The organism is Shimia thalassica, assembly GCF_001458215.1.
GTDB classification, from domain to species: domain Bacteria; phylum Pseudomonadota; class Alphaproteobacteria; order Rhodobacterales; family Rhodobacteraceae; genus Shimia; species Shimia thalassica.
This window is the reverse complement of the sequence record NZ_CYTW01000008.1, coordinates 1-13,373: the sequence shown is the minus strand read 5'-3', so window position 1 is coordinate 13,373 and position 13,373 is coordinate 1. Positions and strand designations below refer to the sequence as shown.

Annotated in this window: 11 protein-coding genes; 10 read left to right on the top strand and 1 reads right to left on the bottom strand. The window is 54.8% G+C overall.

Annotated features, from left to right (window positions below; all coding sequences use genetic code 11):
• Positions 1-2 precede the first annotated feature (2 nt).
• The 9 genes from PH7735_RS20005 to PH7735_RS19965 all read left to right on the top strand — a co-directional run bounded on the left by PH7735_RS20005 (position 3) and on the right by PH7735_RS19965 (position 9,950).
• Positions 3-1,280 carry an aspartate aminotransferase family protein gene (locus PH7735_RS20005; RefSeq protein WP_058313219.1) on the top strand — a complete coding sequence of 426 codons (1,278 nt, stop codon included), beginning with the start codon at positions 3-5 and terminating at the stop codon, positions 1,278-1,280.
• Between the two features lie 223 nt (positions 1,281-1,503).
• On the top strand, positions 1,504-2,136 hold the full coding sequence (locus tag PH7735_RS20000; RefSeq protein WP_058313218.1) for a tyrosine-type recombinase/integrase: 633 nt from the start codon (positions 1,504-1,506) through the stop codon (positions 2,134-2,136).
• A 342-nt stretch (positions 2,137-2,478) separates the two neighbouring features.
• Positions 2,479-3,600 carry an aromatic ring-hydroxylating oxygenase subunit alpha gene (locus tag PH7735_RS19995; protein WP_058313217.1) on the top strand — a complete coding sequence of 374 codons (1,122 nt, stop codon included), beginning with the start codon at positions 2,479-2,481 and terminating at the stop codon, positions 3,598-3,600.
• The gene (gene betC, locus PH7735_RS19990; protein ID WP_082645345.1) at positions 3,597-5,132 is read left to right on the top strand and encodes a choline-sulfatase; all 1,536 of its coding nucleotides are present in this window, start codon (positions 3,597-3,599) and stop codon (positions 5,130-5,132) included. The genes PH7735_RS19995 and betC overlap by 4 nt, the downstream gene beginning before the upstream one ends.
• Positions 5,129-5,923 carry an SDR family NAD(P)-dependent oxidoreductase gene (locus PH7735_RS19985; protein ID WP_058313216.1) on the top strand — a complete coding sequence of 265 codons (795 nt, stop codon included), beginning with the start codon at positions 5,129-5,131 and terminating at the stop codon, positions 5,921-5,923. Before betC ends, PH7735_RS19985 begins: the two co-directional genes overlap by 4 nt.
• Positions 5,923-6,855: a 3,5-dioxohexanoate:acetyl-CoA acetone transferase gene (gene kce / locus PH7735_RS19980; RefSeq protein ID WP_058313215.1), complete on the top strand. Its 933-nt coding sequence runs from the start codon at positions 5,923-5,925 to the stop codon at positions 6,853-6,855. Before PH7735_RS19985 ends, kce begins: the two co-directional genes overlap by 1 nt.
• Before the next feature lie 10 nt (positions 6,856-6,865).
• Positions 6,866-8,284 (top strand): gamma-aminobutyraldehyde dehydrogenase, encoded by a 1,419-nt coding sequence (locus PH7735_RS19975; RefSeq protein ID WP_058313214.1) that lies wholly within the window; start codon positions 6,866-6,868, stop codon positions 8,282-8,284.
• A complete protein-coding gene (locus tag PH7735_RS19970; protein ID WP_058313213.1) occupies positions 8,284-9,018 on the top strand; it encodes an SDR family NAD(P)-dependent oxidoreductase in 735 nt (244 codons plus the stop codon). Before PH7735_RS19975 ends, PH7735_RS19970 begins: the two co-directional genes overlap by 1 nt.
• Positions 9,018-9,950: a 3-hydroxyacyl-CoA dehydrogenase NAD-binding domain-containing protein gene (locus PH7735_RS19965; RefSeq protein WP_058313212.1), complete on the top strand. Its 933-nt coding sequence runs from the start codon at positions 9,018-9,020 to the stop codon at positions 9,948-9,950. The genes PH7735_RS19970 and PH7735_RS19965 overlap by 1 nt, the downstream gene beginning before the upstream one ends.
• On the opposite strand, the gene PH7735_RS19960 is transcribed toward PH7735_RS19965, so the two are convergent.
• The gene (locus PH7735_RS19960; protein ID WP_058313211.1) at positions 9,931-10,959 is read right to left on the bottom strand and encodes a GlxA family transcriptional regulator; all 1,029 of its coding nucleotides are present in this window, start codon (positions 10,957-10,959) and stop codon (positions 9,931-9,933) included. The two genes, PH7735_RS19965 and PH7735_RS19960, sit on opposite strands and share 20 nt — an antisense overlap.
• Positions 10,960-11,769: 810 nt before the next feature.
• Between PH7735_RS19960 and PH7735_RS19955 the strand changes: the two genes are divergently transcribed.
• Positions 11,770-13,362 carry a recombinase family protein gene (locus tag PH7735_RS19955; RefSeq protein ID WP_233488363.1) on the top strand — a complete coding sequence of 531 codons (1,593 nt, stop codon included), beginning with the start codon at positions 11,770-11,772 and terminating at the stop codon, positions 13,360-13,362.
• Positions 13,363-13,373: the final 11 nt, after the last annotated feature.

Below are 13,373 nucleotides of genomic sequence, written 5' to 3'. Positions count from 1 at the left end.
ACATGCAAAAACTGACATCTCAAGCCGATTGGATCGCACGCGCTGGGGCCGTTTTACCCGCGGGTGGTTTTGGAAACTTCGACCCCGGCATCATGATTGCGCGGGGGGAAGGCAGCCACGTTTGGGATGAGGACGGAAACGAATATATCGACTACCTGATCGGATCTGGCCCTATGCTGTTGGGTCATGGCCACCCAGAAGTGATGGAAGCGGTTCTGGAACAACTCCCTAAAGGTATGACATTCTTCGCCAACAATTCCAAAGGTGTCGAACTGGCAGAGGCTATCGTGGACGCCGTGCCGTGCTGTGAGCAGGTTCGCTTTGTCGCATCAGGCGGTGAGGCCGACATGTATGCCATCCGCCTTGCCCGCGCTTACACTGGCCGCAACAAGATCCTGAAATTCGAAGGCGGTTATCACGGCATGAGTGCTGAGGCGCAGATGAGCCTTGCGCCATCGACCCGCGTAAATTTCCCACAAGCCGTCCCCGACAGCGCAGGCATCCCGCAGGGTGTTGCGGATCAAATGTTGATTGCGCCGTACAATGACTTGGCAGCCGTCGAGGCGCTTTTGAATGAACACAAAGACGTTGCAGCCATTATCGCAGAACCTTTGCAACGGATCATTCCAGCCGAACCGGGGTATCTGCAAGGCTTGCGTGACCTCTGTGACAAACACGCGGTGTTGCTGATCTTCGACGAAATCGTCACCGGATTTCGACTGGCCTATGGCGGTGCGCAGGAACGTTATGGCGTGACGCCTGATATCTGTACCTTGGGCAAAATCATTGGCGGCGGCTTCCCCCTTGCAGCCCTAGGGGCCAGCGCCGAGATCATGCAGCATTTCGACAAGGCAGTCGTCGGTTCTGACAAATGGCTCATGCAGCTCGGGACCTTGTCTGGAAACCCAATTGCCGCGGCGGCGGGCCTCAAAACGATGGAGGTTCTGCGCCGTAAAGGAAGCTATGACAAGCTGCGCGCCATTGGTAAATCCCTTCAAGACATGCAAAGCGACGCGCTGACCAAAGCGGGTGTCCCACACCAAATTTGCGGCGACGAAACCCTGTTTGATATCTTCTTCACAAAGGCTGCCTGTCGAGACTATCGTTCAGCAAAGCACGACGACCCTGCGCATAATGTAGCATATAACGCTACCCTGCGCAGAAATGGCATCTTCAAATCGCCCGGTAAACTCTATCCATCTCTCGCGGTCACCGAAGCGGATTTGGAACAAACACAGGACGCCGTTTTGAAAGCCGTAGAGGCAGCTTTCCTAGACTAAGGCCGAGTTAATACCTCGCCAAATCTGATTAGCCGCCTGATGAGGTATCGCGACCATTTTTGCATCCAGCAGCATCGGTGCATGTGGGTTCGAAGCGGCCGAATGATTGTGCGGAAACACTTGGCGGTCAGGCCACTACAAAGCAAACGTAAGAATTTGGGTTATAGTATCCCGTCAGCGCTGTGCTGATATCTGGGTTTGGAGGGAGGATCGGAGGGCATTTATGCCAAGAGTTCAACTTCCCGCAGTCACCCCAAAACACAAAGCATGGAACAAAGGGAGGATCATCGGCCAGAAACGACTGCTGCTTCCCAAACAGGTGTGGGCAATCCGTGCGCGGCTCGAACTTGCAGCCTACCTTCGCGACCTTGTGTTGTTTAATGTTGCGATTGATAGCAAGTTGCGCGGCTGCGATCTGGTCAAACTAGCCGTGACTGATTTGGTCAAAGATGATCGCGTTCGCGAACGCGTTTCGGTGATCCAAAGTAAAACCAAGAAACCGGTTCAGTTTGAACTGACTGAAAACACACGAGAGTCCGTCATTGCTTGGGTAAGATCACCCGAGATGATCGGTTGCCGCTTCATATTTCCTAGCCGCGTTCATGAGCGTCCTCACATCTCTACGCGCCAGTACGGTCGACTTGTGCGTGACTGGGTGACAGCGATTGGTCTGGAATCAAGCGGATACGGAACGCACTCGATGCGCCGCACCAAAGCTGCGGAGATTTACCGCAAGCCTGGCAATCTGCGCGCCGTGCAACTTTTGTTAGGCCACACAAAGGTCGATAGTACAGTGCGTTACTTGGGCGTTGAGTTGGAAGATGCGTTGAGCATCGCTGAGCGTATCGACATCTAATCAAGGTTGGCGAACGGTCACTGTCGTTCGCTAATTCAAACCAGCTCTTGGTACATCTCGCAGCAGTCGGCAAAATTGAGCCCAATCTGACCAATGCTGCAGCGCCTACCAACGTCTGCTGTCCCACTTTTCGAGTAGATAGATCGAAGCTGGCGCTCGCAAATTATGTCGGGCTACTTGTCGGCCTAAAGGAAAGCTAAACCTGCTTCGCGTTCATTGTTACGGTGGTCGCAAAAGATTTCGGTTGGGTAGCCATCGGCCAAAAACATAAAAATGGTGTCTATTTTTGTATAGCGACTTCCCAAGATTTACTTAGACTGAACCAATCTTGGGAGGGACGACATGAAAGACTCTGACGCAATTTCACATGGCTATGATCCGGACCCATCGCGCTCAAGCTCGTTGCGGGCTGACGCTTACACGCAAGACAAATGGTTTGACGCTGATCTGAAATCCGTCCTTTCCAAAACGTGGCAATGGGTTTGCCATGTTGAAAAAACGAGGGAACCTGGAGCCTTTGTAACTGTCGAAATCGCCGGACAACCCATCGCCGTCGTGCGTGACAAAGAAGATCTGCTGCGCGCGTTTTACAATGTCTGCAAGCACCGTGCACATGAACTGTTGTCGGGCGAAGGCAATACCAGCCGGATCATGTGCCCCTATCATGCGTGGGTGTACAAGCTGGACGGCCAATTGACCCGCGCGCCGCACACCGAGAACCTTGAGGATTTCAATACCGGCGACATTTGCCTCGACCAAGTTCAGGTCGAAGAGTTCTGCGGTTTTGTCTTCGTCAATCTGGACCCCAATGCGACATCCTTGTCGGCGCAATCCGGCAACTTGGAAACTGAGGTGCGCCATTGGGCACCGGATGTGGATCAACTCACGTTCGGCCACCGGTTGACCTATGACATCAAGTCAAACTGGAAAAACGTCGTTGATAATTTCCTCGAATGTTACCACTGCCCGACGGCGCACAAAGACTTCTGCGATCTGGTCGATATGGACACTTACAAGGTCACGACCTACGGGATTTACTCCAGCCATATGGCCGATGCAGGCAATAGTCCGAATGCGGCCTATGACGTCTCAAATGCTACTGTAAAAACCCACGCAGTGTGGTGGTTGTATCCTACGACCTGTTTAATGCGCTATCCGGGGCGGTCCAGCATGATTGTGCTCAACATCATACCCGTGGGGCCGGACCGGACACTGGAAACCTATGATTTTTTCCTTGAGACGCCCGAACCGGACACAATGGAGCTGGACGCGATCCGTTACCTCGATGAGGTGCTGCAGGTCGAAGACATCGGGCTAGTGGAAAGCGTGCAACGCGGGATGAATACGCCTGCCTTCAGCCAAGGGCGTATCGTAAATGACCCCGATGGATCGGGAAAATCCGAACATGCCGTGCATCACTTTCACGGGCTGGTTCTGGATGCTTATGCCAAAGGTGCTGCGTGACGCAGCCCAATATCCTCGTGATTATGGCCGATCAGCTCGCGCCGCAATTCACAGGAGCTTATGGGCATAAGGTCGCTAAAACACCGCACCTTGATGCGCTCGCCGCGCGGGGTATGCGCTTTGATGCGGCATACTGCAACTCGCCGCTGTGCGCGCCGTCGCGATTTGCTTTTATGTCAGGCCAGCACATCAGCCGGATCGCGGCCTATGATAACGCGTCCGAGTTCAAGGCCTCTGTTCCGACCTTTGCGCACTATCTTAAATCGCTGGACTACCGGACGTGCCTGGCAGGCAAGATGCACTTTGTCGGGCCTGATCAGATGCACGGGTTTGAAGACAGGGTGACGACCGATATTTACCCAGCCGATTTTGCATGGACCCCCGATTGGGAAGCGCCGGATGAGCGGATCGACAAGTGGTACCACAATATGCAAACCGTCAAGGAAAGCGGTGTGGCGCATGCGACGTTCCAGATCGACTATGACGATGAGGTTGGGTTTGCCGCCAAACGCTGGCTCTTTGACGCTGCGCGGGACAAGGCGCTCGGCAAAGGTGCGCCCTTTGCGATGATAGCCAGCTTCATCCACCCCCATGACCCTTATGTCGCTCGGCCCGAATGGTGGAACCTCTATTCAGACGACGAAATCGATATGCCTGAATTTACCCCCCCGCCAAAGGATCAAGACGCGTTTTCGCGCCGCTTGATGGATGGCATTGAAGCTTCTTATGTCCCTCTGACCGACGAGGAAGTTCGCCGCGCGCGCCGCGCCTATCTGGCCAACGTCAGTTTCTTCGATAGCAAGATCGGGGAACTGGTTCAAACTCTGGAAGAGACCGGTGAATTAGAAAATACCATTGTGATCGTCACTGCTGATCACGGTGACATGCTGGGCGAGCGTGGGCTGTGGTACAAGATGAACTTCTTTGAACACTCCGCCCGCGTGCCAATGGTGATGGCGGGGCCGGGCGTGTCGATTGGTACGGCGCAAAACGCGGTATCTTTGGTGGATTTGCTGCCGACATTCATTGAGATCGGTGGCGGCGATCAGGCCATGATCGGAGAGCCGATTGACGGCCGTAGTCTGATGCCACTTGCGCGTGGCCAAGATGATCCGGTTGATGAGGCCATTGGCGAATACTGCGCCGAAATGACAGGATATCCCATTATCATGATCCGGCGCGGTGCGTTGAAATACATCCATTGCGACAGCGACCCGCCGCAGCTTTACGACCTCAGCTTAGATCCCTCGGAGCGCGTAAATGTCGCTATGGATCCGGCCTACGCCGACGCATCCAAAGCCTTTGCAGATGAAGTCGCGGCCCGTTGGGACGGTGACGCTTTGCGGACCAAAATCATAGCGACGCAAAAATCCCGCCGTGCCCTTCATGCCGCGATGGAGGCAGGCGCAAGCGCGCCGTGGGACTACAACCCACCATCCGACGCTAGCCAACAATATGTACGCAACAACATGGATTGGACGGTCGCCGCAAACCGCTACCGCTATCCGCCGATAAAGGATCAAACCGAATGACGCTTCAGGGAAAAATCGCACTCGTAACTGGCGCGCGTGGCGGCATCGGCCGTGCCATCGTCGCCCGTTTTCTCAAAGAGGGTGCGGCGGTCTATGTGGCTGACTTAACGCCCGAAGGGTCGCTGGACAAACATGACGATGACGGCAGCCACTTCGTGAAGCTGGATGTGACTAAAGAAGCCGATGCCATTGCGGCTATGGACCACGTCCGCAGCACGCATGGCAAGTTGGATATCCTCGTGAACGCGGCAGGGATTGAGATTGAAAAGACAGTCGAAGAAACCACGCTTGAGGAATGGAACCAAAGTTTTGCTGTGAATTCGACGGGTACCTTTCTGACCTCAAAATACGCGATCCCTTTGATGCGCGCAGCAGCTAAGTCTGGCAGCAGCGCTAGCCTGATCAACTTCGGCTCCTATGACGGGTTTATCGCTGATCCGGGCCTTGCAGCTTATTGCGCGACCAAAGGTGCCGTGCATGCGCTGACCCGTGCAATGGCCTGTGACCACGGCCCCGAAGGTATCCGCGTCAACGCGATTTGCCCCGGTTATATCGACACGCCAATGTTGCAAAGTTTCTTTGAAGGTGATGGCTCAGGTGGTGGGGGTGGCAACATAGAGACGCTGCAAAAAGCGGTGCGGGATGTGCATCCAATGCGCACCTATGGAACGCCGACTGACATTGCCAATCTTGTAAATTGGCTGGCCGGAGACGAAGCGCGCTATGCCTCTGGCCAACTATGGGTTTTGGACGGGGGGCTGTCTGCGCAAGTGCAACAGATGAAGTTATAGTGGCAAAGTCAGTTATTATAACCTGCGCGCCAACGGGTGGTATTCACACGCCGTCCATGTCGCCACACCTGCCTATCACGCCGGCCGAAATCGCCACTGCGAGTATTGAGGCGGCCGAAGCCGGTGCGTCGATCATCCACCTGCACGCGCGCCACCCCGAAACGGGCAAACCCGATCCAAGGCCAGAGCTGTTTGCTCAGTTCCTCCCCGTGATCAAGCAATCTACCGATGCGGTGATGAACGTCTCAACGGGCGGTGGTTTGGGCATGTCGATGGACGAACGGCTGTTAGCCGCAACGTCTGCCAGCCCTGAAATGGCCTCGCTGAATATGGGGTCCATGAACTTTGGCATCTTTCCAATGCTTCAGAAATACACGGACTTCCAACACGATTGGGAACGCCCTTTCCTTGAGATGACCGAAGACTTCATCTTTCCCAACACGTTCAAAACGATACGCTATGCCATCGAAAAGCTTGGCGGTGATCACGGCACGAAATTCGAGTGCGAATGCTATGATCTTGGCCACCTCTACAACGTCAAATGGTTCGTCGATCAGGGGCTGATCAAACCGCCATTCTTTATCCAGATGGTCTTTGGCATCTTGGGCGGCGTTGCAGCGGATCCCGATCATTTGAACCATATGCACAACACTGCGGACAAGCTGTTTGGGGCTGAGAATTACGAATGGTCGGTTTTGGCTGCGGGCCGTCATCAAATGCCTTTCGCCACTCAAAGCGCGATGCGCGGTGGTAATCTGCGTGTAGGTCTCGAAGACAGCCTGTTCATTGGCAAAGGCGAGTTGGCAAAATCCAATGCGAAGCAAGTGACCCGCATCCGTAGAATTATCGAAAATCTGGGCCTTACGGTCGCAACACCGACTGAGGCGCGGGAACGGCTCGCGCTGAAAGGTGGCGATCAGGTCGGGTTCTAAGGAGACAAACATGCAGACGAAAATGTTGATCAACGGCGAAATGGTTCAAGGCGACGGCGAAGGCTTGGACGTCCTTGATCCGGCAACGGGAGAGGTCATTGGCAAAGTGAATGAGGCCAGCACCACGCAAATCGAAGCGGCTGTGCGTGGCTCTCAAGAGGCGTTTGAGACGTTCTCGTTTACACCACCAGCCGAGCGTGCAGCGATATTGTTGCAAATTGCAGACGTGATCGAAGCCCACAGTCAAGAACTGGCGGAACTGGAAAGCCTCGACGTGGGCAAGCCTTGGCCCTCTGCTCATGACGACGAGATGCCGCTGACGATTGATGTGTTCCGCTTCTTCGCCGGGGCCGCGCGCACGATGATGGGCTCTGCGGCAGGGGAATACGTGGCGGGCCATACCTCGATGATCCGGCGCGATCCGATTGGCCCCGTCGCCGCGATTGCGCCTTGGAATTATCCGCTGATGATGGCGTCTTGGAAACTTGCAGCTCCTATCGCGGCGGGGTGTTCTGTCGTGTTGAAACCTTCTGAGATCACACCGCTGTCGACGCTGCGGCTGGCCGAGCTTCTGCAAGATGTTCTGCCGAAAGGCGTGTTGAATGTAATTCATGGGCGCGGGCCAAGTGTCGGTGATGCGTTGATCAATAGCCCACAGATGGAAGGGATCAGCGTCACAGGCTCGCCAGCAACGGGGAGGGCCGCAATGCGCGCGGCGTCGCAACAAATCAGGCATGTGCATCTGGAACTGGGCGGCAAGGCCCCGGTCATTGTTTTCGATGATGCGGATCTGGACGCAGTGGCCGAGACCATCCGCTATGGCAGCTATTTCAATGCGGGACAGGACTGTGCGCAGCCGTGCCGTGTGATGGTGGCAGACGGTGCCTATGACAAACTTGTTGCGAAGATTGCAGACCAAGTTGGCCAGATACAGATCGGAGCACCAAAAGCCGAGAGCACAGAAATGGGCCCGCTGGTCTCTGCCGCGCAAAGGGCTCGCGTCGCTGGTTTTGTAGATCGCGCCAGAAGCAATTTAGAGATCGTCACAGGCGGTAGCGCCGGTGAAGGGAACGGTTTTTTCTACCACCCGACTGTGATCGCCAATGTAGAAAACAACGCCGAAGTGGCCTGTAGCGAAGTCTTCGGACCGGTCGTAACCGTATCGCGGTTTTCCGACGCGGAGGAGGCTCTAAAGATTGCCAACTCTGGGCCGTATGGCTTGGCGTCGTCGGTCTGGACTAAAGACGTGGGGCGCGCGATGCAGATGAGCTCAAAGCTGCGCTATGGCTTCACGTGGGTCAACACGCACGGGGTCGCTACGCCAGAGATGCCATGGGCCGCGATGAAAGGTTCAGGTACAGGCAGCGACATGTCGGTCTATGCGCTTGATGCCTATACCGCGATCCGTCACGTCATGGTTGCGCACTGATGCGGTTGTCGGGGAAACGCGCCTTTGTCACGGGCGGTAGGCAAGGCATCGGACGTGGCATTGTTGACATGTTCATGACTGAGGGGGCCGAAGTGATCACCTGCGGGCGCGGACCCGCACCGGATGGTTTGGATGCTGGCTGGTTGTCTTTGGATGTTTCTGATGCGCAGGCAGTGAATGCCGCCGTGCGGGAACTCGGTACGCTGGATATCGTGGTGAACAACGCCGGCGTGCAGGTCGAAAAGACAGTCGTGGACAGCACAGATGTCGACTGGGATTTGGTCATGGGGGCAAACGCCAAGGGCGTCTTTAATGTCTGCCGAGCAGTGATCCCACAGATGCGCGCTGGCGGCTCTATCATAAACATCGGGTCAATTTCAGGTAATGTTGCAGACCCATCTATGGCGCTCTACAACGCGTCAAAGGCTTTTGTTCATGGGCTTACGCGTTCTATCGCAGTGGATCACGGACCGACAGTGCGGTGCAACGCAATCTGTCCGGGATGGATCGAAACGGGCATGTTGGACGCAGGGTTCGACCTAGCGAAAGACCCAACAAAAGCCAAAACAGATGCTCTGGCCCGGCATGCGGTCAAACGTTTTGGCAAACCAGATGATATTGCTGCGATGGCGCTTTGGTTGGCCTCAGACGAGTCGTCTTTTGCAACAGGTCAATTGTTCACAGTGGACGGCGGCATGACTGCTGCTTCGCCCTTAAATCCTGGGTTGTTCTGATGTCTCAGGTTGAAAGAACAGCAATTCTCGGAGCGGGCGTGATCGGCGCAAGCTGGGCCGCAATTTTCCTTGCATCGGGACGCAGTGTCACTGTCTTTGACCTTGATCCGAATGCTGAGGCATCTGTGCGTGCCTACATTGAAAAAGCATGGCCTGCGTTAGATGAATTGGGCCTGACGGCATGCGCCACGCCTGACGCAATTCGGTTTGCGCCAACTGCAGGTGAAGCCGTAAGAGGCGCACAATTCATCCAAGAAAACGTGCCCGAACGCCTTCCGATCAAACACGCGACCTATGCTGAAATCGAACCTGAGCTTGAAGATGACGTTATCGTCTCTAGCTCGACATCCGGGCTGACGCTGGAAGCCTTGCAGGAGGGCTGGCGCGATCCCAAGCCGCTCATCTTGGGCCATCCTTTTAATCCGCCGCACTTGATCCCTTTGGTAGAGCTAACTGCAAATGAGAAAACGGGATCCGGGATTCTTGACCGCACAGAAGCGTTCTATGAAGACATAGGAAAAGTCACGATCCGCATCAACAAAGGCCTGCCAGGACACGTTGCTAACCGTCTGCAAGCTGCCGTTTGGCGCGAGGCCGTTCACATGGCGGTGGAAGGTGTTGCAAGTGTTGAAGATATCGACAAAGCGATGTGGGCTGGACCGGGATTGAGGTGGGCAGCGATGGGACCAACGACGCTATTTCACCTGGGCGCTGGCAAAGGTGGGTTGCAGGCGTTTTGTGACCATTTCAAAGACACGTTCAACGGCTGGTGGGATGGTCTGGGCGATCCGCGTTTGGACGATGATGTGATCAAACAATTGGTCGATGGCATGGCTGCACAGGCGCAGGGACAAAGCCCCAAAGAGCTGTCAGCGCACCGTGATAATATGCTGATCGCGATGCAAAAGGCGACTAAGCACCTTCGGACTTAAGATCGGGTTTGAACATCGGCCAAGCCCGAAACTCGAACGGTACGCGGCCCTCAACGCGGTCGGCGGTCGGTGTCAGGCCAAAACGCTGGCGGTAGGCGCGGCTGAAATGTACCTGCCCGTTAAACCCAGAGGCTTGCGCAATCTCACTAAATTTCAGCTCGGTTTGCGTGACCAATCCACGGGCCCGATCTAGCCGGATATCGCGGTAATATTCGACCGGTGATTTATGGACATATTGCTGGAACAGTCTGCCCAGCTGCCGTTGCGAGACCTGTAAACGTTCCGAAATTGCAGGGATCGACAATGTCGTTTCTAGGTGAGCTTCCATAAGATCGATTGCGCCGCGGACGAGGCCAGATGTGACATAACCGAGAGGCTCAATCTTTTTAGGGTTTTGAGATTTCCCCTCACCGCGTACTTCGTGATGAAATAAGTAGCGTGCAGATGCATTGGCGATGCTTTCACCGGCAACTGAATGGACCAATCGCAGTCCAAGATCGGTGGCGGCGGTCCCACCACAGCATGTAAAAACCTTGCCATCTGTGACGAACATGTTCTCGGACACAGTGGTGTTTGGGGCAACTTCTGCGAAGGCATCGATGTGCTCATAATGGACCGTCGCAGTTTTGCCTTTCAGCAGTCCTGCGTTTGCGAGCACAATTGCACCGGTGTCTAATCCTCCGAGAACTGCGCCACTCGCGTTCCAGTTCTGAAGGGCTACTTTGAATCGAGGCGTCCCGTGACGTTCGGGCGTCCAACTTGTGCTAACGAGAACAAGCCAGGGCTTATTCTTGATTACGTCGTTCAATGGGGTTGTCTCGACAACCAAACCACTGCTGGATTCTACGTGACCACCTGTGTCCGAGACATAAGTCCACGTGAACCGCGCCGTTCCAGATAGGTAGTTCGCTATCCTGAAAGGGTCGACAAAGGATGTCGTCGCCGAAACATTGAAGTGAGGGCTTACCAACACGACGATGTCTAGCTTTGGTTTGCTTAGTTTCACCATGGCGAATTTTGTAAAATAACGGCCAGAATTGTCAACGCATGCAATTATAACTTTAGAAACTAAAATCTATTTGCGTTTTCTACGCCTGAAGTTGCAGTGACGCATTCATGCGCATACTTGAAATGCCGAAAGCAGACTTTGGAGAAACTACGGCGGAATCTGGCTTCTCCCGCATCTCTCAAATTCATGCAAGGCGCAGCTAAAGGTCAGTTTGATATCCGTTGCAGTTGGCCCGCTTGAACGGCCGCTTCGGTGAAATCCGCCGCACTGCCGCAAGCGCGCTGCTGCACGTGCGAAGAAATGCTGCATCAGCAAAGGCAGGAAACTGAACGGCGGGTTTGTCCCGCGTTGCAGACCTTGGTGAAAAGTGCAGCGAACGGCAGTTCACCGCCCAATTTGCCGAGGAAGGCAAACGGCCCATTTCTGACATTCGCGAGTTGGGCTGACGTTGCGCTGTAACTACCATGAAGCGGACATTTCTATGTTGCAGGTTGTAGCTGAGGTATGACTGGGCACGGGCTCCCATAAATTGACGTTTTGACCATTACTCACCTCTTACATCGTTGGAAAAAATGGCCGTCAAGGCACTTAGGTCAAAACAGAGACAACTGTGTCTGACTGGTCGCCTTTGCCTCCTTCAATTTCTTTGATGACCGTTTTCGGCTTCCCAATTTTGTGAAAACAACTTTGGCTTGTGCTTTGAAATCAGTGCTCTTACGCACATCCGAGATGCGTTTCTTGGCATGTCTTGCAGCGATTTACGCCCGTTATTCGTAGGCCATGCAACGGGAAGCTTCAATTTAGGATCAATTGCACGTTTGCAAGGAACATGCAAATCGCCTGGGCTGGACCGTCAGGGATGTATTTTCAGACAAAGCCATCTCTGGTTCCAGCATGCTGCGACCCGGTCTTCAGTCTTTGCTGCGCGAAGTTCAGGGTGGCGGCGTGGATATCATTCTGGCTGAAGCATTGGACCGCCTGAGCCGCGATCAGGCGGATGTTGCGGCCATCTACAAACGCCTGAGTTTTGCCGGAGTGTCTATCGTCACCCTATCTGAAGGGAAGATTTCCGAACTACATGTTGGCCTCAAAGGCACGATGAACCAGCTCTTCCTAAAAGACCTTGCCGACAAGACGCGTCGCGGGCTGCGCGGCCGCGTCGAGGGCGGGTTCTCCGGTGGCGGCAACAGCTATGGGTATGATGTGGTCCACCGCCTAGAACCGGACGGTGCGCCTGTCACGGGTGAACGCTTGATCAACGAAGAACAAGCCAGCATCATTCGTCGGGTTTTTCGGGAGTTTTCTGACGGGCAATCGCCCAAAGCTATTGCATTGGGACTGAACGCTGAAGACGTGCCAGGTCCAAGGGGCAAGCTCTGGCGTGACACTGCGATCCGCGGTCACCGTCAGAGGGGGACCGGTCTTATTAACAATGAACTCTATATCGGACGCCTTGTCTGGAACCGGCTACGTTACCTCAAAGACCCCGACACCGGTCGTCGCGTTTCAAGGCTTAATCCCGAGGCTGATTGGATCATCAAAGACGTGCCACACCTACGCATTGTCAACGATACCCTCTGGCAAGAGGTCAAGGACAGGCAGGGCGAGATTGCTGCGGAACCGCGGGTGCAGGCGATAAAGGCTACCAAATTCTGGGAGAAGCGCCGCAAGGTCCACCTTCTGACAGGTCTGGCTTACTGCGGGCAGTGTGGCAGCCGCCTGAGTGCCGTTGGCAAGGAATATCTGGCGTGTTCAGCTGCGCGCAAACTTGGCACCTGCGACCAAATCAAATCCGTGCGCCGCCCTATTCTGGAAGACGCGGTTTTGAACTTGCTCCACAACCGGTTCATGCAGCCAAAAGCTGTCGCGGAGTTTGTGAAGGCCTTTAGCAAAGAGGCTAATGCCCGGGCTGGAGAAACCGAGACCAATCGCAAGCGTCTGCAGACCGAACGAGCCTCGACTGTACGCAAATTGGACGGCCTCTATGAGGCAATTGCAGATGGTCTACGCACTCCGGGGCTCAAAACCAAACTGGAAGAGCTGGAAAGCAAAGTCGCAACACTGGACACCGCATTGGAAGCGCCGGCCCCGTCTCGGGTCCGGTTACACCCAAACCTGTCCGAGCTTTACCGTCAAAAAGTGTCCACATTATCAGAGACTTTGAGCGATCCTGAGATCCGAACACGCGGTCTCGAGGTCATCCGGAGTTTGATTGAACGGGTGAGTGTTACGCATGAGGGGGAAGGGATCAAACTCGAACTCGAAGGCGCGCTGTCGACGATGATTGAGTTGGCGCAGCCTGCAAAACACCCACCCCGGGCTGGGGTAAGCGGTGACTGTGTCTCGAGTTCGGTAAAAGTGGTTGCGGGGGTAGGATTTGAACCTACGACCTTCAGGTTATGAGCCTGACGAGC